Origin of the sequence: Desulfovibrio sp., assembly GCF_019422935.1 — a bacterium.
Lineage (GTDB): Bacteria > Desulfobacterota > Desulfovibrionia > Desulfovibrionales > Desulfovibrionaceae > Desulfovibrio.
Genome location: NZ_JAHZCJ010000005.1, coordinates 90,591 through 114,980, shown reverse-complemented (window position 1 = coordinate 114,980; position 24,390 = coordinate 90,591). Strand labels below are relative to the sequence as shown.

General features: G+C 54.3%; 19 protein-coding genes and 1 pseudogene. 15 read left to right on the top strand and 5 right to left on the bottom strand.

Annotation, left to right across the window (positions count from 1 at the left end):
- Positions 1-21: 21 nt before the first annotated feature.
- Positions 22-1,617: a nickel ABC transporter substrate-binding protein gene (gene nikA / locus QZ383_RS08245; RefSeq protein WP_291444567.1), complete on the bottom strand. Its 1,596-nt coding sequence runs from the start codon at positions 1,615-1,617 to the stop codon at positions 22-24.
- A gap of 146 nt (positions 1,618-1,763) precedes the next feature.
- Here nikA and QZ383_RS08240 point away from each other — a divergent pair, with 146 nt between their 5' ends.
- The 6 genes from QZ383_RS08240 (at position 1,764) to QZ383_RS08215 (ending at position 8,960) form a co-directional block, all read left to right on the top strand.
- Entirely contained in the window at positions 1,764-3,353 is a 1,590-nt protein-coding gene (locus QZ383_RS08240) for an outer membrane homotrimeric porin (RefSeq protein WP_291444565.1), read from the top strand.
- A gap of 356 nt (positions 3,354-3,709) precedes the next feature.
- A complete protein-coding gene (locus QZ383_RS08235; protein WP_291444563.1) occupies positions 3,710-5,806 on the top strand; it encodes a TonB-dependent receptor plug domain-containing protein in 2,097 nt (698 codons plus the stop codon).
- Between the two features lie 50 nt (positions 5,807-5,856).
- Complete coding sequence (locus QZ383_RS08230) at positions 5,857-6,465, top strand: class I SAM-dependent methyltransferase (protein WP_291444561.1); 609 nt, start codon at positions 5,857-5,859, stop codon at positions 6,463-6,465.
- A gap of 12 nt (positions 6,466-6,477) precedes the next feature.
- Positions 6,478-7,299 (top strand): zinc ABC transporter substrate-binding protein, encoded by an 822-nt coding sequence (locus QZ383_RS08225; protein ID WP_291444560.1) that lies wholly within the window; start codon positions 6,478-6,480, stop codon positions 7,297-7,299.
- Complete coding sequence (locus tag QZ383_RS08220; RefSeq protein WP_291444559.1) at positions 7,296-8,072, top strand: ABC transporter ATP-binding protein; 777 nt, start codon at positions 7,296-7,298, stop codon at positions 8,070-8,072. Before QZ383_RS08225 ends, QZ383_RS08220 begins: the two co-directional genes overlap by 4 nt.
- Positions 8,073-8,111: 39 nt before the next feature.
- On the top strand, positions 8,112-8,960 hold the full coding sequence (locus tag QZ383_RS08215) for a metal ABC transporter permease (protein ID WP_291444557.1): 849 nt from the start codon (positions 8,112-8,114) through the stop codon (positions 8,958-8,960).
- A gap of 3 nt (positions 8,961-8,963) precedes the next feature.
- Here the strand turns inward: QZ383_RS08215 and QZ383_RS08210 are convergent, their stop codons facing one another.
- Positions 8,964-9,827, bottom strand: a complete 864-nt coding sequence (locus QZ383_RS08210) for an energy transducer TonB (protein ID WP_291444555.1) — start codon at positions 9,825-9,827, stop codon at positions 8,964-8,966.
- 568 nt (positions 9,828-10,395) lie between these two features.
- On the opposite strand from QZ383_RS08210, the gene QZ383_RS08205 reads away from it, so the two are divergent.
- The 5 genes from QZ383_RS08205 to hybD all read left to right on the top strand — a co-directional run bounded on the left by QZ383_RS08205 (position 10,396) and on the right by hybD (position 16,985).
- Complete coding sequence (locus tag QZ383_RS08205) at positions 10,396-12,513, top strand: methyl-accepting chemotaxis protein (RefSeq protein WP_291444554.1); 2,118 nt, start codon at positions 10,396-10,398, stop codon at positions 12,511-12,513.
- A 128-nt stretch (positions 12,514-12,641) separates the two neighbouring features.
- Entirely contained in the window at positions 12,642-13,742 is a 1,101-nt protein-coding gene (locus QZ383_RS08200) for a hydrogenase small subunit (RefSeq protein ID WP_291444552.1), read from the top strand.
- 11 nt (positions 13,743-13,753) lie between these two features.
- Entirely contained in the window at positions 13,754-15,568 is a 1,815-nt protein-coding gene (locus QZ383_RS08195) for a nickel-dependent hydrogenase large subunit (protein ID WP_291444550.1), read from the top strand.
- Positions 15,569-15,619: 51 nt separating this feature from the next.
- Positions 15,620-16,324 (top strand): Ni/Fe-hydrogenase, b-type cytochrome subunit, encoded by a 705-nt coding sequence (cybH, locus tag QZ383_RS08190; RefSeq protein WP_291444548.1) that lies wholly within the window; start codon positions 15,620-15,622, stop codon positions 16,322-16,324.
- A gap of 127 nt (positions 16,325-16,451) precedes the next feature.
- Entirely contained in the window at positions 16,452-16,985 is a 534-nt protein-coding gene (gene hybD, locus QZ383_RS08185; RefSeq protein WP_022658733.1) for a HyaD/HybD family hydrogenase maturation endopeptidase, read from the top strand.
- A gap of 12 nt (positions 16,986-16,997) precedes the next feature.
- Here hybD and QZ383_RS08180 read toward each other — a convergent pair whose 3' ends face one another.
- Positions 16,998-17,912: a LysR family transcriptional regulator gene (locus QZ383_RS08180; RefSeq protein ID WP_291444546.1), complete on the bottom strand. Its 915-nt coding sequence runs from the start codon at positions 17,910-17,912 to the stop codon at positions 16,998-17,000.
- Between the two features lie 131 nt (positions 17,913-18,043).
- On the opposite strand from QZ383_RS08180, the gene QZ383_RS08175 reads away from it, so the two are divergent.
- From QZ383_RS08175 to QZ383_RS08160, 4 genes are all read left to right on the top strand, one after another.
- Entirely contained in the window at positions 18,044-18,631 is a 588-nt protein-coding gene (locus QZ383_RS08175; RefSeq protein WP_291444545.1) for a LysE family transporter, read from the top strand.
- 35 nt (positions 18,632-18,666) lie between these two features.
- A complete protein-coding gene (locus tag QZ383_RS08170; protein WP_291444543.1) occupies positions 18,667-19,308 on the top strand; it encodes a lactate utilization protein in 642 nt (213 codons plus the stop codon).
- 168 nt (positions 19,309-19,476) lie between these two features.
- The gene (locus QZ383_RS08165) at positions 19,477-20,475 is read left to right on the top strand and encodes a 4Fe-4S double cluster binding domain-containing protein (protein ID WP_291444542.1); all 999 of its coding nucleotides are present in this window, start codon (positions 19,477-19,479) and stop codon (positions 20,473-20,475) included.
- A gap of 147 nt (positions 20,476-20,622) precedes the next feature.
- The gene (locus QZ383_RS08160) at positions 20,623-21,075 is read left to right on the top strand and encodes an acyl-CoA thioesterase (RefSeq protein WP_291444541.1); all 453 of its coding nucleotides are present in this window, start codon (positions 20,623-20,625) and stop codon (positions 21,073-21,075) included.
- A 73-nt stretch (positions 21,076-21,148) separates the two neighbouring features.
- Here the strand turns inward: QZ383_RS08160 and lolA are convergent, their stop codons facing one another.
- Together lolA and QZ383_RS08150 are read right to left on the bottom strand one after the other, a co-directional pair.
- On the bottom strand, positions 21,149-21,820 hold the full coding sequence (gene lolA, locus QZ383_RS08155; protein ID WP_291444539.1) for an outer membrane lipoprotein chaperone LolA: 672 nt from the start codon (positions 21,818-21,820) through the stop codon (positions 21,149-21,151).
- A 40-nt stretch (positions 21,821-21,860) separates the two neighbouring features.
- Positions 21,861-24,383 (bottom strand): annotated as a pseudogene (locus tag QZ383_RS08150) (DNA translocase FtsK); the annotation flags it as partial.
- Between the last annotated feature and the right edge of the window lie 7 nt (positions 24,384-24,390).

Sequence of the window (24,390 nt, the reverse complement as noted above, 5' to 3'; positions counted from 1 at the left end):
CCCCTGAACTGTGCCTGCTGCCTAGCGGGCGGGTGTGTTCTCGAAATACATTTTTTCAAAAGGAATTTCGTACTGCGAAACGGCGAATCCAACGCCCTGCAAGGCCTTGGAATGCACAGCTTTGGTGCGCGAGTATGAAATGGGAATATACACGCCCTCGTCATGCACATAGGTGAGAACTTCTCTGTACATGGCCTTGCGGGTCGCTTCATCCGGTTCAATCATGAGCTGGCTGATGGTTTTATCCAGCCATTCCTTGCGCTCCATGCCCACCTGGGCCTGATAGTCGCCGTGCGCGGGTTTGCGCCACGATGAAAGGTAGGACTGCGGGTCATAGGGGGTTCCCCACGAAAGCGAGTATTGCAGTTCAAAATCGCCAGTGCGCTGGCGGTCAAGAAAAGCCTGTTTTTCCTCGCCGATGATCTTCATCTCAATGCCGACCTTTTTCAGGTCGCTCTGCACGTATTCGGCAAGGGTGCGCTCCTGCGCATTTTGCGAATTGTAGTACAGGCGCACTATGGCCTTTTGCCCGTCCTTGGCGCGCAGACCATCGGGGCCGATCTTCCAGCCAGCAGCCTCAAGCATGGCTGCGGCCTTGGCCGGATCATAGCCGCGCACAGGTAAACCAAGGTCGCAATAGGGCACCGTGGGCGAAATAAGCGTGTCGGCCACGCTTTCCGTGCCGTTCAGAACGCCGTCCACAATGGCCTGCTTGTTGACCGCATATTGCAGGGCCATGCGCACTGCGCGGTCCTTGGTCACAGGCTGGTGCGCATTGAGCAGGATGGCGCGCGAGGCAATGGGCTTGCTGATAAGGGTGGCGTACTTGCCTTCTTTTTGCAGCGCGTTAAAGGCATCCATGTTCAGCATGTCGCCGTCTGCGCCAAAAACCAGATCTATTTCTCCCTTTTGCAGGGCAAGCATGATGGTCTGATGGTCAGGCATGACGCGCCAGCGCACGGCCTGCAACTTGGGCTGAGCGCCCCAGTAATTTTTGTTGGCCGTAAAGAGCGCGTACTGCTTTTCCTTGTGTTCGGTCAGCACCCAGGGGCCAGTGCCCACATAGCCGGAAACACCGTCCTTGGTCTGACCGTTAATAAAGCAGTTGGGCGAAATAATACGGAATGGCCGCACAAGCCCCAGTTCCACCAGGGTGGGATAGTACGGATGCGTGAGCACAAGGCGGTACGTGTACGTGTCCACCACTTCGTTGCGCTCAATCTCGTTAACCATTTCAAATCCATGCCGCTGCCTGTTGGCAACAATGGCGTCCATGTTCATCTTGACGGCGGCAGCGTCAAAGGGTGCACCGTCACTGAAGGTCACGCCCTTGCGCAAATGAAATGTGTACACGCGGCCATCGGGCGAAATCTCCCAGCTTTCGGCAAGGCAGGGCTTCACACCCTCGGAGGTGTTCACCACCAGCGGTTCAAACACCATACTCTGGGCGGCCATTTCCCCGGAATAGAGATGGGGATTGATGATGCGTATGTCCTTGGTGCTGGCGTAGACCATTTCGGTACGCTGCGCCTGGGCAGTGGATTTTTCATCATTCTGGCAGGCGGATATGTTCATGCAGCAGATCAGGGCCGCCAGTACAAAACCGATTTTTCGCATATCGCGCTCCATGCGGCGAGGCAGATTTAGGGTTGACAGTAGTAGCACTTTTTCTGCAAAGATAACATCGCCGTTGCAAGCAAATTCAGTAGCACGAATTAGCAAAACGTGTCCATATGAAATCTTACGTCACTATCGGGGGAACGATGCGGAAAAAAGTTTTATCGCTTCTGGCTGCCGCAGCCTTGCTGCCTGGCCTTGCCGCCACTGCGCAAGCTGTGGACTTCAAGACCAAGGGCGTCTGGATAATGAATTTTGAATATGGCGGCGGCGGCAACTTTATGGAACGGGGGCGCTCCATCAACGGCGTGCAGGCCAACCGCACCACAGGATGGGGCCGTTATAATGAAGACCAGTTCGAGTCCAAGTCGCGCGTACGCCTTCAGCTTGACGCCGTGGCATCAGAAGCGCTTTCGGGCACCGTGTATTTTGAGATTGGCCGCCAGTATTGGGGGCAGGCCGGCAACAAGTCTGGCGCGGCACTGGGGGCGGACGGCAACAACGTCATCAAGATCAAGCACAGCTACCTTGACTGGACCATGCCGCAAACCGATGTAAAGGTTCGCATGGGCATACAGCGCATCTTTTTGCCGGACTATGTGACCGAAGCTTCGCAGGCCTTTGACGCCGACACCGCAGGTATAACGGTTTCCGTGCCCGTGAACGAACACCTCTCGCTCACAGGATTCTGGGCGCGCGCCTACAACGACAACTGGGCCGGCAATGACAATTCTCCTCAGAGCTATCTGGACAACTTTGATCTTTTTGGCCTTACCGCTCCCCTGCGTTTTGAAGGCGTCAACATCACGCCCTGGGGCCTTGTGGGCGCATTTGGCAGCAACACCTTTCGCAAGGGCAATGATTTTTACGGCAAGAACAACGATGGCGCGGGCGCGCTGGGCGTTGCCCCCGCCACCTATGCCCTCAGTAACGGAAAGGTCGGGCGGCAGATAGCCAATGCCTATTCCACCATTTTCTGGGCGGGCCTGACAGGCGAAGCCGTGGCCTGGAATCCCTTTCGGCTGGCCTGGAGCTTTAACTACGGGCAGTCCGACACAGGCGTTGAAACCCTGAACCGCAAGGGCTGGTACGGCTCCCTTCTGGCAGAATACAGCATGGATTGGGGTGTGCCCGGTATCTACGGCTGGTATACGAGCGGCGATGACGGCAACGTGAAAAACGGCTCCGAGCGCATGCCCACCATTGAAGCCAACAACGAAAGCACCAACGGGCTGGACAGCTTCGGCACGCTTGGCACCCTCACCCTTGGACGCGATACCCTGCTTGGCTCCACCTTTGTGGGAACCTGGGGCGTGGGCGCGCGGGTCAAGGACGTGAGCTTTCTGGACAAGCTCAAGCACACCCTCCACGCCAACCTGCTTGGCGGCACCAACAGCCCCACCATGGCCAAGTACATCAAGGGGCAGAAAGATGTGGACGGGCAAACCCTGTTCCGCCCCGATGTAACCCCCGGCAGCATGGGCGATTTCAACACGGCCAACTACTACGGCCTGTACCTGACCTCGCGCGACTACGCTGCGGAATTTGGCGTCACCTCCACCTACCAGATGTACGACAACTTCAAGATTGTGGTGGAAGCCAACTACATTGCCCTGTGGCTTGACCAGTCCAAGGATGTCTGGGGCGGGTACACCACCACAAGCGGTTCACGCATGGGCGGCGTCACCACCCAGGACGCCTGGAACGTCAACATGAGCTTTATCTACAAATTCTAGACGCCACGCGCCAAGCATATACCCCTGAGTCCGGCAGGGAGGCTGATCCAGCAGCTTCCCTGCCGGGGACAATCCCCCCCTTTTTGCCAGCATACCACGCGGGCATTCTTGCAGATATTCATGGTATCACCAGCTTGACTGCATCGCAGACAAACTATAGTTTGTGTTACATTTTTAAAAAAAATAACATAAATTAACAAGATGGGCGGCCTCATTGCGCCCTTTTGCTGTATACATGCGCCCGCGTGGTAACACTTTTTTATATTACATAGCACGCTAAAAGATTGTGCAGCAATCCCCTGCGAAAAGCCCACGCGCACCCCGCGCGACAGGTATAAGAAGGAGGAAGACGTGTAATGAACAAGGTTTCAGCAATTGTGGCGGCTGCCGTGCTTGCAGGCCACTGTCTTTGCGTTCAGCCGGGCTGGGCGGCAGAGACTCCACCCGAAACAGGAGGCCAGGAGGCCCCTGCGTCAAAGTCAGACCTCACGCAGGGCAGCCTGACAGCCTACGACCTGCCCGCCGTAACCACCTTCGGCGTGGCCGATCAGGCGCCAACGGTTCCTGTGCAGACACGGTTTGGCACCCAGTACAACGTGGTGACTGAAGAGCAGATCCGTCTCCAGAACTCCCTTGATTTTTATGACGCCCTGCGCAACGTGCCGGGCGTCATGTATCAGAAAAAGAACATCATCGGCGGGCAAACCAGCGCGAGCCTCTATGTGCGCGGGCGTGGCGCAAGCCATCCCAGCCCTGACATCAATATCTTTTTTGATGACGTGCCGCGTAGTGGCGTGTTGTACGGGCAGGCCCTGGCTGACGGCATCCCGGTCTACGCCCTCGGGGGCATGGAAATTTACAAATACCCCCAGCCTTCGCGCTTTGGCACCGGTTATGCCATGCTGAACTTTATTCCCAAATACATGACCAAGGAAGGTTATGAACTGCGCATCGGCGCAGAGGGCGGCAGCTTTGGCACCGTGGCCGAAAATGTGGGCATGGGCGCAAAAAAAGACAATGTGGATATTTACGCCGCGCAAAGCCTTGTCAGCACGCTGGGGCACAAGGATCACACCGCCGCCTACCAGGCGAGTTACTATGGCAACATGGGTATAGGCCTGTCTGACAACTGGTCATTGCGCATGATGGCCAACCGTGTGGATGCCCAGACTCAGGTTCCCAACAATCCCATTACCAATACCCGCACCACAGACCGCTACGATACACAGACAAGCCTTGCCACGCTGAGCCTCATCAACAAGTATAACAACGCCAATGGCTACCTCAAAGGCTATTACAACGACACCCTGTTTTATCTGCGCGGCGAAAATTCCAACACAACCACATCGGTGCAAACCAACAATCTGTACGGATTGCGAGGCCGCGAAACCTATTCCATCTGGGAAGGCAGCGAGATAGTCAACGGCTTTGATCTTGATATCAGCGACCTGCGCAACGATCAGCGGACGTATGCCACAGATTCCACAACATCGTGGGAATTTCCGCAGCACAGGATGTTTTCGCCCTACGCTGCCGTCAGCCAGATGTTTGGCAACAAGGAGAGCTTTCACGTAACGCCTTCCGCTGGTCTGCGCCTGTACACAAGCAACCTCTTTGAAGACAAAACCGCCCCGCAGGCTGGCCTTGTACTTGGTTACAACAACACCAATCTTGGCCTCAACTACGCGCGGGGCGTCAACTATCCAAGCCCTGTTATCCTCCAGGGCCTGCTGACCAACAAAACATCATTGCCTTCCGGCCTGGACACCAAGGATATTCACCCTGAAGTGGTGGACCACTATGAAATGTCGCTCAGCCACACCCAACCGGGGCTGTTCACGGCCAGCGCCACTGTCTTTCACGATGACGGCCGCGACAGACTGCGCGCCTATATGTACGGGAACGCCAACCCCACCAGCGACTTTTTCACTTCGTCCGCGTCTGAATACAAAATTGACGGGCTTGAACTTGCTGGCAGCGTCACGCCCACAGACAACCTTGAGCTCTTTGCAGGCGCAACCTGGCTGAAAACATGGGCCAAGGGCGACGATGGCGAAACTACAAGCAAAATGCCATACACGCCTGCCTTTGCCCTGCAAACCGGCTTCAAGTGGAAATTCTTTGATAACTTCCAGCTCAGTGGTGATTACCAGTACCTCAAGGATGTTTACGCAGCCAACTGGATGCGGACGACAAACCCCAAAGCGCCTTCCAGCAACGTGACCACACTGAATGAAAGAAACCGCCTGCCCGACATCAACGTGTTCAACGCAAGGCTGGACTACACCTTCAGCTCCGACGACATGCACATTGAAGAAGGCAAGGTCTTTGTGGCGGTAAACAACATTTTTAACACGCCCTACGCTTACAGCATGGAGATTTCCGGCAACAACCGGGGGCTTTACAACATGCCCGGCACAAGCGTCATGGTTGGTTTTGACCTCAAGTTCTAACCAGTATTGCGCCGCTTTGCATGCAGGGCGGCGCTTTTTCAGGAGGCAGCATGAGCAACAACCCTGCACAACAGGCTGAAAGAGAGGAATTTTTCAACGCGCACGCCACCGGGTGGGAGGCCCGCAACTATCCGCCGGAAAAACTCAGGCAGGTTGACCAGCTGGTTCAGGGACTGCCCCTGGCGCATGCCCGGGTTATTCTGGATGTGGGCTGCGGCGAAGGGGTACTACAGCCGTTTTTGCAAAAATATGCCGAGGCTGATGCGTCATTCCTGGCACTCGACCCTTCCGCAGCAATGCTCAAATGTCTTTCCGCGCGCTTTCCCCATGTGCGTACATATCAGGCTGCAGCAGAATGCATGCCCCTGCCGGATGCCAGCGTGGACATGGTTATCTGTTTTTCGGCCTTTCCGCACGTGGCGGACAAAAAAGCCGCCGCTCGCGAATTTTATCGTGTTCTGCGCCCTGCTGGCCGGGCCTATGTGCTGCACATAGATGGCCGTGAAAAACTCAATCAGCTTCATGACAGCCACCACGCCGTTGAAGGCGATCATCTGCCCTGCCCCACGGGCATGCGCATCATCTTTTCCGAGGCTGGCTTTACGAACATTGAGGCCAGCGAAGGGCCAGACCACTTCCACTTTTGCGCTATAAAATAGCTGGGATACGCCATGAAAAAATTTTCCGCCCTTCTGTGGCTTGCCCTGATCCTCATTCCCCTTTCCGCAACGGCGGCAGAACCGCTGCGCGTTGTGGCCGGAACTTCGCTTATTTCAGATATTGTTGCCGACCTCACTGATGGCAAAAGCGAAACGCTCACCCTGATTCAAGGTTCAAGTTGCCCTGGACATGAAAATGCCAGCACCGGGGATTATGTTTTTGCCGCCAAGGCAAAACTGCTGCTCGTCCACCCGTTTCAGCGCCATCTGCAGCAGGTCGATGCCATGCTTCAGGCTGTGGGCAACCCTCTGCTTGCTATTGTTGAAGTAAGCCCGCGTGGCAGCTGGCTCATACCCGACATACAAAAGCAGGCTGTGCGGGAAATTGCGGCGGCGCTTGAAGGCGCAGCCCCCGGGCTTGCGCCGGTTATCAGGCGGAGGACGCAGCAAAGGCTGCAAAAGATTGACGCCATTGCCGCAGAATGCCGCTCTGTGCTTGCCGCCACGCAGGGATTGCCTGTCATCGCAGCATACATGCAGGCAGAATTTGTAAAATGGGCGGGCTTTGACGTGATCCGCACCTTTGGCAGGGCTGAAGACGTTAATGCGCGCGGGCTGGCTGAAATTTTGAGCGCAGTCAAAGACAGCCCAGTGGCGGGTGTGGTGGATAATTATCAGAGCGGGCCGGACGCGGGGCTACCGCTGGCGCTGGAGCTTGGGGTGACGCACGTGGTACTTTCCAATTTTCCCGGCTCCAGTGACGATGCGCCGGACTATTTCAGCCTGTTGCGCCGTAACGTGGCGCAATTGCAAACCATAAAGGCAAAATCGTGACCCCGTGCCTGGCCGAACTGCGCAACGTCAGCGTTCACTACGGCAAGCGATGCATCCTGAACGGCATAAACCTGCGCATCGAAAAGGGTGATTTCTGGACGCTCATCGGCCCCAACGGCGCGGGCAAGTCCACGCTGATGGGCCTTTTTAACGGGCTAACGCCACACAATGGCGGCACTGTGTACTTTAAAGGTAAAAGTGTAAGCCCAGACATGCTGGGCGAGGTACGCCGTCAGGTGGCGCATGTTTTTCAGGCTACCGACCTTGATCCCAAGATGCCGCTTTCTGTCTTCGCCTCCGTGCTCAGCGGCACCTATGGGCGGCTGGGGCTTTTTCGCTGGCCGGGGAAAAAAGAAAAAAGTCTTGCCATGCAATCACTTGAAGTCGTTGGCCTTGAGCACCTAGCCCAGCGCCCTATCGGGCATCTTTCTGGCGGCGAAAGGCAGCGGGTCGCGCTTGCCCGCGCCCTGGCGCAGGAGCCGGAACTACTGCTGCTTGACGAACCCACAGCCGCGCTTGACTGGCGCGCGCAGCGGGACATCTGCAATGCTGTTGCCACGCTGCGTGAAGCTTTCAACCTTACTGTCATTATGGTTACGCATGACCTCAACGCTGTGTTTGCCCTGGCTCAAAAGGTTGCCATGCTGCGGGCTGGCGGCATGCTCTGGCAGGGCGACGCGCAGGGTGCCGTCAATGCTGAGCTCTTGAGCAGACTGTACGATGTGCCCATTCAGATAGCGCACAGCGGCGAGCGCATGGCGGCCTTGTTTTAAGCAGGGCGACCCTGCATAGCAAATAACTGCGGGTGAAATATGGATGATTTTTTTCAGTATGCCTTTTTGCAAAGGGCCTTGCTTATGGCCTTGCTTGGCGGTTCTGTCTGCGGGGCAATGGGCGTCTTTGTGGTGTTGTGGCGCATGAGTCTGGTGGGGATGTGCGTTTCGCACGCCGCCTTTGCCGGGGCGCTGCTTGCCCTATGGCTTGGCGCTCCGCCGCTGGCTGGTGGGCTTACAGCCAGCCTTGGGGCTGCCTCTGCTGTGGGGCCACTTGCCGAAAAACCCGGATTCAGCCTTGATACCGCCATGGGTGTTGTCTTTGCGGTGGTGATGAGCCTGGCCATGCTGGCTTTGGGCCTCATGCCCGGCGCACGGACAGAAGGCCTCAGCCTCATATGGGGCAGCCTGCTCACGGTAACACGCTTTGACCTGCAACTCATGGCCGCAACGGCCTTGCTTCTGTTTGGCTTTGTCTTTCTGTTTTTCAAGGAGATCGAGGCAATTATGGGGCAAAGGCATGCGGCGGTCGCCGCGGGGATTCCCGTCAAGGGCATCTACTATGCCTGCCTCATTTTGATGGGGCTGGTGGTGGCTTGTGCCCTCAAGGCCATCGGCGGCTTATTGATCTATGCGCTTATTGTTACACCCGCAGCCACGGCATTGCAGATCACCTATCGCCTGAGCCGCATGTTTCTGCTGGCCGCGCTGTTCGGCGCGGTGGCTTCCGTTGCGGGCCTGTGGCTTTCATTCCACTGGGCTGTGCCGCCGGGTGCTGTCATTGTGCTGGTTTCTTCCGCCATACTGGTTGCAGCCATGATCTTTTCACCCAAGAAGGCATGCCGGAGCGAACAGACATCTCCTGTTGAGCAGAGCAATCAGGCTTGATCACTAAAGCCCCTTGAGCACAAAGAGCATGGGAATGCGCACCACACAGGGGATAGCTTTGCCCTCCCGCTGGGCAGGCTTGAACGATGACGACTGCACACAGGCCAGCGCCGCATCGGCAAAATCTTCATGATCAGCCTGCAACACTCGGGCGCGGAGCAGCTTGCCCTGCATATCAAGATAGGCTTCCACAACCGCCTTTCCTTCAAGGTTACGGCGTTGGGCAGCTCGTGGGTACCGCAATGGAGCCTGCCGTAAAAATCGTGGCCCGCCCTGAGCATTCCAGGGCACAACCTGCGGATGGGGGGAACCCTCCCCCTGCAGAACGCCCGTGGCTTGCTCCATAGAGCTAGAGCCGCTGCTGGCAGAGCTTTGACCGCCATCACCGCCAGATTGAGCTGGCAGGCTGGTTTGGGCAGACTGGCCTGCGGCTGTAGTTACCTGCTGGGGCTTTGGCTGGGCCGATTGCTCCTGCCTGTGTTGCAAGGGCTGCGCCTTGTGGTTGCCAGTGAGCCTTTCTGCCTGCTTCGGCTTGACTGAATGTTTTTTTACAGGAACAGCCACCTCAGCCACCTTTTGCTCGGCTTTTGTTGCTGTTTCTGTCATGGGCTGCATAGCTGGAACATCCTCAGCCATGCCGCTCGCAGCCTGCGCCTGCTGCCCCACCTCTCCTGCCAATGAACGCCCCGCACCTGCCAGACTGACCATCACTGCCCCGCCTGACTGAACCGGAAGATACCGGGGCAAGGCGTAGGCCCCTGCCAGCATGCATGCCGCGAGCACAGCGTGCAGAATGGTGGAATACCCCAACCAACGGGCAAATAAACGCTTGCTGCGCCGAGGCGGCGGGTAATCAAACGGCAACACGGGAACCTCCGGGACAGTACAGGTCAGTAAGATATAAAATTTGACTGCAATTCTGGCCCAAATTGTGAACACGAACTTCTAAATCATAACACGAAGAGTAGTAGTACAAAAAAAATAAATATGCCACTACCACCCCGTACGCCATACCTCCCAATCCAAACCAGCTCGGACTATTCGAAAGTTATATTTTTTATACTTAAAAATAAGAGACTTGAATGTATTAAAAACGATTTGATAGCGATAAACACTATATCTTGCTTATTATTGCACTGCTATCTACTGTCATTAACTGACTAAACAAATGTGAAATAAATAATGATAACCAACTAAAATATAATAACATATTCAATTTCCATTAAATTATTTAATACAAACAGTAACTTGATTGATATTCTCTCAACAACGTTATTGTCTTTTGCCTTAATTATGCTACTACAAACGTTAAATCCTTTGGCAATATCTCAATATATTTATTAGTTGCAATTATTAGCTTGCTATATAGATGCCATAGAACGCAAGTGCAGCACCCGCAAATAGAGAAGACAACCGTTTCAAGGAGGAAGCCACCATGCTTGCCGACATCAAGATTGCCCGTAAACTCAGTCTTCTGCTCGTATTGCCCATGGCGACTTTTCTCTTTGTTGTTTCAGCAGAAAATATCCAGCGCTGGAAGACGATTGACCACCTTAAAGCCATAGAGCGCTCGCTAATTGTCAGCCTTTCTGCGGGTGAACTTATCCACGAGCTGCAAAAAGAGCGCGGTTACACTGCTGGCTTTCTGGGCAGCAAGGGTAAAAAGTTTTCTTCCGAACTGACAGAACAGACAGACAAATCCAATTCGGCCTATAAGAATTTTACTACTGTGCTTGCCGGTGCGGATAGCATGGAAAATGGATCCCTTTCCAGAGTATTTGCGGCGTCCACTCAAAACTTTACAGATCTTTCCACAACCAGAGCCGCCGCAAAAGAAGCCCGCATTGACGCACTCCAGGCCATTGCAGCGTACAATACCAGCATCAATGAACTGATCACTGCCATTTCTGAACTGAACACCCGCGCCGACCTTGCCTTCACATCAATCATTCAGCTTTTGCACGGCAAGGAGATTGCCGGGCAGGAGCGGGCCACGCTCAACGCCGCCTTTTCTGCCGGAACCTTCAGCAAACAGCTCTACCGCGACTGGCTCTACAGAGTCAGCTCACAAAACACCTATCTGCGTTCGTTTGCGGAGCTGGGCGGCAAGGCGGCGCAAAATCTGCTGCAAGGCAAAATGCAATCTGTCGATGAAGAAGTGACGCGATTCCGCGATACTGCCTATGCCAACCTGGAGAAATCCAGCCTGGAAGCTGACCCGCAGCAATGGTTTGCCGCGTCCACCCGACGCATTGACAAGCTGATGGAAGTGGAAAAATCCTGGGGCGAACAACTGCTTGGAAACGCCCGCGATGAAGTGCGTTCAGCCCAAAAGGAACTGGCTATTGCTGTTTCTGGCGCGCTTCTGGTGGCTTTTTTCACTGTTCTGCTGGGCTGGAGAATCTGCATCACCATCGGCAGGCCGGTACGCAGCACCCTGCGCTACGCCCAAGGCATTACGCTGGGTGATTTGGATTCTGTCCTGACAGTCAAACAAAATGACGAGATTGGCGGCCTTGCCGATGTACTGCGCGAAATGGTCGCCCGCCTGAAAGAACAGATTCAGGCAGCCCAAAAACAGCATGCCCTGGCTGATGAACGCGGCAACCTGGCGGAACAGTGCAGAATAACAGCCGAGCTGGCAGAGAAAGAAGCAAATACAAGAGCCAGCACCCTTGCAACGGCTGTAGACAAAATTCACGGCGTTGTGGAATCTCTCAATATTGCACTCAACAACCTTGAGGAACAGGTACGCATTTCTACGCAAGGCGCAACCAGCCAGTCCAACAGGCTTGATACAACAACAAGCGCCATGCAGGAAATGAGCACCACTGTCATTGAAGTTGCAAAAAATGCTGCGGATGCCGCCCAAACGGCAGAGAATTCACACACCAAGGCAAGCGAAGGCTCCACAGTTGTTGAAAATGTCATTTCTGCAATCGCTCAGGTGCAAGAGCAGTCCAACAAGATGAAGGTCGATATGGGCCTGCTCGGTCAGCAGGCTGAAGGCATTGGGCAAGTCCTGGATGTCATCAGCGATATTGCCGACCAGACCAACCTTTTGGCGCTCAACGCAGCCATTGAGGCTGCACGCGCTGGCGATGCGGGGCGAGGTTTTGCCGTGGTCGCCGATGAAGTGCGCAAGCTGGCCGAAAAAACCATGACAGCGACCAAGGAGGTGGGAGAAGCCATCCATGCGGTTCAGGGCGGAACACGCAAACATATCTCGCATGTGGAGCAATCCGCTGCAACCATTGAGCAGGTCACGGTTCTGGCCCGGCAGTCTGGCGAAGCATTGCAGGCTCTTGTGCAACTGGCAAACGCCTCTACCATTCAGGCCCAGTCCATCGCCACAGCTTCCGAAGAACAATCTGCCTCCAGCGAAACCATCCACAGCAGCCTTGAAGATATCAATCAGCTTGCCCTTAACACCGCAAACGCCATGGATCAGGCGACCTCAGTTCTCAACGAGCTGCGCACGCAGACCGACATTCTTGTCGGCGTTATGGCGGATTTAAACAGTTCCGGCATCAAGAAATCTGTTTTGATGTAAGGAGGTCAGACAGGCTGCATTGAAATATTGTACTTTCAACGATATACAGGCGCAAGGAGTACTGATATCTATTAACTGTGTCGGGTATTCATCAACCACCCTGCAACCATGTTCTTCTCGAGGTACTTATGGCTCATCTCGAAACTACTGAACAAGCCTTGCGTAATCGTGGTGTCAGCCGCCGAGATTTCATGAAATTCTGTGCGCTCACAGCCGTTGCCATGGGCCTTGGCCCCGGGGCGGATCTGGCGATCGCGCAGGCTCTTTCTACCAAACCGCGTGTTCCCGTACTCTGGATTAACGGTCTTTCCTGTTCTTGCTGCACTGAATCTTTTTTGCGCACAGCCCACCCACTGGCGACAGACATTGTGCTCTCGATGATCACAATGGACTATCAGGACACAATCATGGCCGCCGCTGGCGATCAGGCCAATGCTGCCTATGAAGAGGCCATCAAAAAGTACAAGGGCCAGTATATTCTCGCTGTTGAAGGCAACGTGCCCCTCAATGGCCAAGGCATGTACTGCATTGATGCTGGCAAACCCTTCTACGAAAAGCTCAAGGAAGGCGTGGAGCATGCCAAGGCCCTTGTGGCCTGGGGAACCTGCGCCTCGTGGGGCTGCGTGCAGGCGGCCCACCCCAACCCAACGGGCGCTACCCCGCTGCACAAGCTCTTTCCCAACAAACCGCAGATCAAGGTTCCCGGCTGCCCGGCCATCCCTGAGGTCATGAGTTCAATCCTGACCTACATCATTACATACGACCGTCTTCCCACCCTTGATTCGCAGGGCAGGCCGGAAATGTTTTACGGCAAGCGCGTGCACGACCACTGCTACCGCAGGGCCCATTTTGACGCGGGCGAATATGTGGAATCGTGGGACGATGCGGGCGCTCGCGCTGGCCTGTGCCTGTACAAGATGGGCTGTAAAGGCCCCACCACCTACAACGCCTGCCCTTCCACACGCTGGAATAACGGTGTCTCCTTTCCCATTCAGTCCGGGCATGGCTGCATAGGCTGCTCGGAACAGAACTTCTGGGATCAGGGCTCGTTTTATGACCGCATCACCACCATTCCGCATCTCGGCACCAACGCAACGGCTGAAACCGTGGGCGTTGCCGCTGTGGCGGGCGTGGCTGCGGGTGTTGCCGTGCACGGCGTTGCCAGTATGGTGCGCCACGCAGGTAGCAAGAACACCAAGAACTCCTCCGACACCGACTCCAACAACTGAGGAAATACCCCATGGCATACGAATACACTACTTCTCAGGGTTATGCCGTTAAGGACTCGGGCCGCCGCGTGGTTGTAGACCCCGTTACCCGCATTGAAGGGCACTTGCGTTGCGAGGTGAACCTTGACGACAGCAATGTCATCACCAATGCGGTTTCGTGCGGCACCATTTTCAGAGGTATTGAAATCATCCTCAAAGGCCGCGACCCGCGCGACGCCTGGGCCTTTGTTGAACGCATCTGCGGCGTGTGCACGGGTACGCATGCCCTTTCCTCCGTGCATGCGGTGGAAGATGCGCTTGGCATAGAAATACCAGACAACGCCAACATCATCCGCAATATCATGCACCTGTGCCTCATGTACCATGACCATCTGGTGCATCTGTACCACCTTGCGGGCCTTGACTGGGTGGACGTTGTATCTGCCGCCAAGGCTGATCCCAAGGCAACGTCGGAGCTTTCGCACAAGCTTACCCCCTGGCCCAATTCCTCGCCGGGTTACTTCAAATCCATCAAGGATCGTCTCACCCGCGTGATTGAATCCGGTCAGCTGGGCATTTTCACCAACGGTTACTGGGGGCACCCTGCCTACAAGCTGCCGCCCGAAGCCAACCTGCTGGTGGTGGCTCATTATCTGGAAGCCCTGGATTTCCAGAAAGACATGGTGCAGATCCACACCATCTTTGGCGGCAAAAACCCGCACCCCAACTGGCTGGTGGGCGGCGTACCCTGCTCGCTGAATCTTGATGCGCACGGCGCTGCCGACGTTATCAATCAGGAACGTCTGGAACTGGTGTTGCAACTTATTGAGCGCTGCCGTGATTTTGCCCAACAGGTTGTCATACCCGACACCCTTGCGCTGGCCGCCTTCTACAAGGACTGGCTGAACATAGGCGGCGGGCTTTCCAAGCTTTCCGTGCTTGCTTACGGCGCAATCCCCGACATTGCCAATGACTACTCGGACAAAAGCCTGCTGTTGCCCCGTGGGGCCATCATAAACGGCAACTTCAACGAAGTGCTGCCCGTTGACCTGCGTAATCCTGAAGAAATTCAGGAATGCGTGTCCCACTCCTGGTACAAGCCCTACCCCGGCGGCAAAACCGGTCTGCATCCCTTTGACGGCATGACCGAACCCAACTACGCCCCAGGCCCCAATATCAAGGGCACGCCCACTGATCTCAAGCAGGTGGACGAGCGCGACAGGTATTCGTGGATCAAAACACCGCTCTGGCGCGGGCATCAGATGGAAGTTGGGCCGCTGGCGCGCCTGCTGGTGGGCTATGCCAAGAAGGACACCGAGATCAAGGGCCTCATTGATGAATTCCTTGGTCAGGCCAAGGCTCCGGCCTCCGTGCTGCAATCAACCCTTGGACGCATTGCCGCCCGCTCGCTGGAGCTGGCATGGTCAGCCGACAAGATGCGCTACTTCTACGACAAGCTTGTGGCCAACCTCAAAAACGGCAACCGCGCAACAGCCAACACCAAGCTGTGGAAGCCCGAAAGCTGGCCCACCGGTACCCTGCGCGGCGTTGGCTTTACGGAAGCTCCGCGCGGCGCTCTCGGGCACTGGGTTACCATCAAGGACAGGAAGATCGAGAACTACCAGTGCGTTGTTCCCACCACCTGGAATGGTGCGCCCCGCAGCCCCGATGGGCAGCTCAGCGCCTACGAGGCATCGCTCATGGGTACCAAGATGGCGGTTCCCAACCAGCCCCTTGAAATCCTGCGCACCCTGCACAGCTTTGACCCCTGCCTGGCCTGCTCCACGCACATCATCGGGCCGGACGGATCAGAGCTCATGTCGGTGCGGACAGACAACTGCTTCTAGCGTTCGGGCAATCCGAGACGCGGAATACAAGCCTTCCGCCGGGAGAACGTCATGAGCGAACAACATCTTCTGCCGCAACTGCCAATGGGCAAAAGCATATACGTTTATCAACTGCCCATACGCATCTGGCATTGGGTTATGGTTGCCTGTGTCATTGTGCTTATTGTCACTGGCTACATTATCGGCAAACCCTGGCTTTCCGTCACTGGCGAGCCGTATGAAACCTTTTACATGGGCTACACCCGCATGGCCCACTTTATTGCGGGTTTTGTGCTGATCATTTCAACAGTGCTGCGCTACATATACGGCCTTGTGTGGGGCAACCGCTACTCGCGCGAGCTCATCATCATGCCCATATGGAGCAAGGAATGGCGGAGCGACCTGTGGCAGGACATCCGCTGGTATATGTTCCTGAACAAGGAATGCGCCGCGCATGTGGGGCATAACCCACTGGCGCAGCTGGGCATGGGCACGGGCATGATCTTCATGCTTGTCATCATGCTCACGGGCCTTGGCATGTACGCGCAGGACAGCCACGTGCCGTTTATCCACTTCTTCACCTTTGTGCAGGACTGGATAAACAACTGGTTTGGCGGCAACGGGCAGATGACCCGCAGCTTGCACCGACTGGGCATGCTGCTGCTCATTACTTTTGTGACCGTGCACCTGTACATGGTCATACGCGAAGAAATCATGGGCAAGACCACCCTGGTTTCGTCCATGTTCAGCGGTTTCCGCGAACGCCGCAAGCAGTAGCAACCTGATGTAAGCTGAGAGTAATGTTTGGCGGCCCACCGGGCCGCCAAACAGATAACAAATTAAGCCCGCGAGGTTTGTTGCCGCCAAAAGCGGCAATACAGCCGCAAAGGTGCACGGAAATCTCATGGAACAGATCGTCATTCTTGGTCTTGGCAATATTCTGTACGGGGACGAAGGCTTTGGCGTACTTTTGGCGCAACGGCTTTACGCCCATTGGGATTTTCCTGAAAATGTGGAAGTTGTGGACGGCGGCACCCAGGGGCAAACTCTGCTGACCTTTGTGGAAAGGGCCGACAAACTGCTGGTGCTGGATGCGGTTGATTTTGGCCTGGAACCGGGCGAACTGGTGCTGCGCGACAACGTGCCGGCATACCTGACAGCGCAAAAGATCGGCCCGCACCAGAACAGCTTTTCGGAAGTGATGGGCCTCGCCGCCCTGCGCGGCACAGCCCCTGAGCACTGCGCCCTCATTGGCGTGCAACCGGCGGCCATGACGCTGGCAGCCCCCCTGTCCACTCCGGTCAGCGAAAGTTTTGAAGCAGCCCAAAGCATGGCGCTGGACGTATTGCGACAATGGGGCATTGACCCGCAGTTGCGGGCGCAACCGCGCCACCTTTCCGCAGCGGTGCTCGACAGCCTTGTTCAGGGTTGCGTGTAGCAATCTTGCTGGTTATTCGTGGGCAGAAATCGTACCGTCCTGAAAACATCCAGTTTCCAGCACGAGTTGCTTAAAATATGCCATGCCTTGATTAAGAACTTTATTTTTATGATGCACGCAAATGGCCGTTGTAACATTTGAAGAAATAGCGGCTGGAATCTCAACGAGCATCCCAGCCGCTATTTCTTGGGCCACTGAAAATCGTGGTAGAAACGAAATGCCCAAGTTACTTGAAACACAGCGCTTGATTGCCTCTATACTCCAGAGTTCAATGGTATTGCGCAGATGAATATTTTTGCTTCTCAGGTGGTTCTCCATGATTTCGCGGTAAATGCTGCGGGATTCATTGATGACTAATGCAACATCAATTTCTTGATTTGGTGTGACAAAATCACGTTGAGCCAATGATAGTTTTGGCGAGGCAACTATAACACCATCAAATGAGCAGATACGCTGCACTTCAAGTGAAGCCGGATGACCACCGACATCATAATAAACGCCTAGATCGATGTCTCCGGAAAGAATACCTTCTCTGATATCATAGCAATTGAGTGATTGCAAAAGCAACTTTACATTAGGTGCAAATTCAACAAATTTCTTTAAGATTGGCTGAATCTTGTATGAAAGCAATGATTCCGCAACTGCAATTCTCAAATCACCGAATGGTTTTTTATTTATTTTTCCGTAATCATTAATTTTTTGTGCTGAATCAAGTATTGATTCTATATATGGCAACAGTTCTCTTCCCGTCTGGGTAAGTACCATACGCCGCCCTATTCGCTCAAACAGCTGAACGCCCAGTTCACCCTCCAGTAGTCTTACCTGAAACGTTACCGTTGACTGTGAACAGTTTAGCCGCTGTGCAGCCTTATGAAAACTGCCTTCGGTCAGAATAGCCTTGACTGTCAACAGGCTGCGTAGGTCCATTGTCACGCCTCCATCAGAATATTCTATTTATTAGAATTATAAAATCAAATATTTTTGTTTTTCTGAATATTTCTTTTATCGTAAATTTCAACACCTGAAAAGCAATTCATAATCAATCCGCTGGAGAACACATGCCCACCACCGTATTGTCAGCCTTTTTAACGTTTACCATGATCACGGCATTTACCCCAGGACCTAACAACATTTTGGCTTTCAGCGCAGGTAATCAGTATGGATTAAAAAAATGTAGTCCAATTATTGCAGGAATTTGTACTGGATTTTTATGTGTAATGGCTCTTTGTGGAATGGCAGTTGTTTCAGCTTCGGCAGTATCTGAGCATGTTATTAAGTGGATGCGTTATATTGGCAGCATTTACATTTTGTGGCTTGCCTGGAAAGTAGCCTTTCCTGCACATCAGGTTAGCACGGAAAGCAGCATTTACCCTGGTTTTATAAGAGGATTTGTTCTACAATTTATTAATATTAAAATTATTATATACGGATTAACAGCATTTTCTGGTTTCATAATCCCATATTACAATTCAAGCATTGCAATATCAGCCTTCGTAATAATTCTGAGCATAGTAGGTTGTTCTGGGGTTATTGCATGGACTGTTGCTGGCTTTGCCCTGCAAAAAATTTTGCAAAAACATCCTGCTGTAATCAACTCCGTAATGGGCATCATGCTTGTGGCGTGTGCGATAAGCATAATAATATAGTTTATACCTAAAATACGTACTACGGGAGCACAACAATGGATGCATTGCAGTTATGGCGTTCATCAACTCTGGCAGAAAGGACGGTTACCGCCCTTGAAAATCATGGTTTTACAGCAAGGTACATGCAAGACGGTTCAAGCGCGCTTGCGTATATTCTAAAACGCATACCAGACCATGCCACGGTGGGTATTGGCGGATCAAAAACAGAAAAGACATTGGGCATTGCAAAGGCACTTGCAGCTAAGGGCTGCATGGTACACGACCATAATGAGCCTGGCCTATCCGCAGAGGAGGTAGTTGCCGCGCGTTATAAGCAACTGACTGCAGACTTTTTTGTATGTGGGACAAATGCTGTGACTTTGACAGGAGAGCTCATGAACCGGGATGCATTTGGCAACCGCGTGGCAGCTATGATGTTTGGCCCAAAGACAGTATTTGTTATTGCCGGCACAAACAAAATTGTAAAAAATATTGAAGATGCAGAACAACGCATCAGATCTATTGCAGCTCCAATGAATAATAAAAAATATGAATTACCCAACCCGTGCGTTAAACTAGGGGAGTGCATTGATTGCAACAGCAAAACAAGGTCTTGCAACATAACAACAATAATAAGCAGGCGGCCACCATTAACAGATATCCACGTATTGCTTGTTAGCGAACACCTTGGTTTTTGACCATGAATACATGCATATGTTTTAGCACAGCTCAATATTTTTATTACATTCAAACTGAATGATGCCATATTTAGCTTGTGTGTGGCAAATGAATGGCTGCAATGCTGATCAAAAAGGCATCATGCAATCCATAATTTTCAACGTCAGTTACCACTCATGGGGATAACCATGATTGCCAATACCTCTGTGCAACAGAACCCATCTGGCCGTCAGAAACTTCCGGCTCAAGATATTCGGGCACTCTGCCTGGAATCTGGTGCGGATGATGTTGGTTTTGTAGAAATTTCTCGACCTGCACTTGATTTTGAACGTGATGATATTCTCGCTGCGTATCGACACACGCAAACCATCATTTGCATCGCTGTTCATTTAAACCCAGAGAACATGCGTAGCCTTGCCAGACATATTTCTTCTGACGAATTTCATCACGCCACTGACTCTCTGAACAGTATAACAAGAACAATTTTGCGGCGCCTCAAGGACCTTGGGGTTCGCGGAGTTGTCATGCCTGCTGACTTTCCGATGGATATGAGCCGGTTCCCAGGAAAAACCTGGAATGTCAGCCACAAAATCATGGCCGTAGAAAGCGGCATTGGCAACATGGGGCTAAACAGGCTGGTCATTCATCCTGAATTTGGAAATTTTATCCGCCTGACATCATTGCTTATTGATACTTGCCTCGACTCATATGGCACACCACTTCCCGATTCATCGTGCGATAACTGCGGTCTATGCCTGTCTGCATGTCCCGTAGGTGCAATTCAACGGCATGAACCTTTTGACTTCACATCTTGCATGACCCACGCTTATCGGGATAATATTGCAGGATTTATGGACATGCTTGACAGTTTGTTGCGCTCAACAGACATGAATTCTTTTCGCCAGCGTTTTTCAGACCGTGAGACAGCATCCATGTGGCAATCACTCATGTACAAAATGAATTACCGTTGTGGCTATTGCATGGCCGTCTGTCCTGCCGGTCAGGCTGCCCGCCCTGTCAGCTCGCGCAAAGAATTTGTCCAGGAGGTTGTTCTACCACTGAAAAACAGACCAGAGCAGGTTTATGTTGCGCAAGGCTCAAAAGCAGAAAAACACGCCCGAGCCAATCCGAACAAGGATGTCCGCCTGGTTGGATTTCAAATCCACCGATCGAAGAACGATTTGTAAAAAGCAATAATAACAGACTCAAGCGTCAGCGGAATTGCCACGGCAAAGCGCCACTTGACAGGCAAACAAAATCACCGCAAGCCCGCGTGTCTTTTATTTTTTACCTGCACGGGGTATGATCTGCGTCATCACAAATGTGGAGGACACATGGCTCAGATCAACATATACACGCAGCAGATCACGGTTGGGCAGTATGATATCGACATGCAGCACCGCGTCAGCAACCTGCGCTATGTGGCCTGGATGCAGGATGTGGCTGTTGCGCATTCCGCTGTTTGCGGCTGGCCCATGGAGCGGTACGAAAGCATTGGTCAGGGCTGGGTGGTGCGCCAGCACACCATCACGTACAAACGCCCGGCTTTTCTGGGCGATGTGATAACAGCCGCCACGTGGATTGCCTCCTACGCTTCGCGCCGTAGCCTGCGTCGCTATGTCTTTTGGAATGCAAAGGAAAAAGCCCTGCTTGCCGAAGCGGAAACCCAGTGGGTCTTCATTGATATGACCAGCGGCAAGCCTGTCAGCGTGCCAGCCGAGCTACAGGATTCTTTTCCCATAGTAGACGAAGACGCGCCGAGCGTATTCCGGCGCTTGTGCATGTAGCCTTAGCCCATAAAAATAACAAAAGGCCGTGGAGTTTGCGAACCCCACGACCTTTTGTTGCGTTGTGAGCAACTTATTTAAAGAGTTCCTTTTCCTGCACCTTGCGGTCAATGCGGTCTTCAACCTCCACGCCCTTGGGCGCGGTAAAGGTGAAGTCAGATTCCTTCAGCGAGGTGTCGGGCTTGAACTGCGTAAAACGCACATCGTTGGAATTGCCGTAAAAGTCAATGATGCTGGCCCTGCGGATATAACCGGTGGAAGGCTCAACCCACAAAAGGGCTTCAACCATCTGCGGGGCGGGTTCCTTGGGGTAAAGGTGCAGCTTGGCGAGGCCGTTTTCCTGCCCGGCTTCCTTGACGTCAAAATCCTTGGTCAGCGCGGCCTGCCCGGTGATGACCTGAATGATGGTGCGTGAATCGCGCACAAGTTCCAGGGGGTAGCGGTAGGCAATCTCTTCATCAGCAAGATAATCCCAAATTTCCTTGTGTGTTACCACAAGGGTTTCTTCGTGGGGTTTATCCGTCTGCCAGCGGATGAGCAGGGGCTTCTGAAACAGCAGGTTGCCCTGCCTTTTCTCCACCGAGCCGCTTTCCTTATGGGTCAGCGTTTGTTCAAATGTGGCGGAAAACGTGCGTAGCTTTTCATACCGCGCCTGGATTGTCGACGCTATATCCGCAGCCTGCGCGGCGGAAGCCACAAGAAGAACAAGCCCGGCCGCCAGGGCCAGCATGCCATTTATGCGCATAACACCTCCACGGCATAAGCCGTCAGTTGTGCTGTTTGATTTATTTGACCACAGCGCGCGGCTTGCTGCCGTCTGCCGGGCCGATGATGCCGTCGTGCTCAAGCTGTTCAACCAGACGCGCAGCGCGGTTGAAACCGATCTTGAAGCGGCGCTGCACCAGCGATATGGATGCGCGCCCCTGCTCGCTCACAAAGGCCTGCACCTCGCCGTACAGGGGATCCTGCGCGGCATCGCCGCCTCCACCACTGCCGCCGCCGTTCACAGAGTCCAGCCCCCACTGGGCAAAGTCCACCTTGTAGGAGGGGCTGAGCTGCCGCTTCCAGTAGGCCACCACGCCCTGCACTTCTTCATCGCTGAGGAAGGGGCCATGCAGGCGCTGCAAGCGCCCGCCACTGGGCTTGAAGAGCATGTCGCCACGGCCAAGCAGATGTTCCGCGCCCACCTGATCAAGAATAGTGCGCGAATCGTGCTTGGACGTAACCTGAAAGGATATGCGGCACGGAAAGTTCGCCTTGATAAGCCCTGTCACCACGTCCACGCTGGGGCGCTGGGTGGCGACAATCATGTGAATACCGGCGGCACGGGCCAGCTGTGCAAGGCGGACAATGCTGGTTTCCACCTCGCGGGCGGCGGTCATCATGAGGTCTGCCAGTTCGTCAATAACAATGACGAGATAGGGCAGAGGTTCAAGGTCGGCAAAATCCGGCGGCAGATCATTCTTGCAGGCGGCCAGCTTCTGGTTGAACCCGGCCACATTGCGCACACCAAGGCGCGCCATTGCTTCGTAACGGCGATCCATCTCGTGCACGGCCCAATCAAGGGCGTTCTTGGCCTCGTTCATTTCCGTGACCACAGGATGCACCAGATGCGGTTCATCCGCGTATACGGCCATTTCAATGCGCTTGGGGTCAACCAGCAGCAACTGCATATCTTTGGGCTGGGTGCGGTACAGCAGGCTGATAAGAATGCCGTTAAGGCAGACGCTCTTGCCCGCGCCCGTAGCGCCTGCCACAAGCAGATGCGGCATGCGCGTGAGGTCGGCCATGATGGGTTTGCCCGCGATGTCCTTGCCCAGAATCATGGTCAGAGGGCCACAACCCTTGCGGAAAGGTTCAGAAGCGGCAAGTTCCCTGAAATTGACAGTTTCACGGTTGTCGTTGGGTATCTCAATACCCACCGTATCCGTACCAGGAATGGGGGCCTGAATACGCACGGCAACCGCCTTGAGGGCCAAGGCCAGGTCATCGCTGAGGTTGGCGATGCGGCTCACGCGGATACCGGGGGCAGGGCGCACCTCGTACATGGTGACCACAGGCCCGGGCGTGACATGCACAAGCTCGCTCTGGATGTCAAAATCCTTGAGGCAGGCAACAAGAGCCTTGCCCCGTGCCTCGCGGTCTTCCTTATTGTTGTTGCCCGGCACTTTGACAGGCGGGGCCAGCAGTTCAAGTCCCGGCAGCGGAATAGCGGCCTTGCGGCCTGTCATGCCAGAAAGCAACCCAGTCAGGCCGCCCTGTTTTTTGGGGGCTTCGGCAATGGGGGCGGCAGCACTTGCAGCCTTACCGCCGGTGCTCGGTGCAGAAACGGCGGGCGAGGCAGCATGCGCCGCGTCATCCTGAGGCAAATCATGAGCCGCATCATGCACCGGATCATGGACCGGAGCAATGCTCCCCTGCTCGTCCGCATAGGCCGCACCTGCAGAAACAGCAGGCGAAATGGGCATGCCGTTGATGTCTACCGCCACGGCAAAGGGATCGTCAGCATCCACCTGTGCTGCCGGGCGTGGCGCTGCTGGCTCATTGGCCTGCGGTCGGGCCGCTCTGGTCTTTTGTTCTTCAAAAACATCAGGCAGCGAGTCAGCAGTAGGCTGAATGTTGCCAAGGCGGTCGCGCCAGCGCTTCCAGAACTCCATGGACGGCAGGCGCAGATCAAGCAGCGACCATCGCCGCTTGCCCTCTTCGCCCTCTGCTGGGCTTTCTGCAACAACAGGGCCGGTTGCGGTGCCCGCACGGGCGGCAAGCCGCGCCTGCGCCCAGTGCAGCACACGCGCCGCCACATTGAACCATGAAATATTGCCCGCGAGCTGCATGCCCACAAGCGCCACAAATATCCACACCAGGGCAGAACCGCCCGGGCTCAGATAACGGCTGGCATTGAGGTGCAGGGCATTACCCACCATGCCTCCACCCCACATGTCGCCAAGGGTGATATCTGAAGCGGAACCTATGACAAGCAGGCAGACGGTGAGCAAAAAGAAGCCAAGCCAGCGCGACCAGTGCAGGCTGTACGAAGGAGAAACGTAGGCCGCCCCCAGCGCACCGAAAACCAGTGGGCAGAGATAGGCGGCCACGCCAAACACATCGTTAAGAAAACCTGCAGTGTACGCGCCGAAAAGGCCCGCCTTGTTCTTTACCTTGACAACACCGCTGACCACATGGTTAAGGCTGGGGTCGTTGGCGTCAAAACTGAGCAGGCTGAGCAAAAGCAACAGCGCCCAGAAGATAAGAAAAAGGCCAAGAAGCTCGCGGCTGAATTTATGGGCGTCCGTAGGGCTACCCTCCCGAACCGGT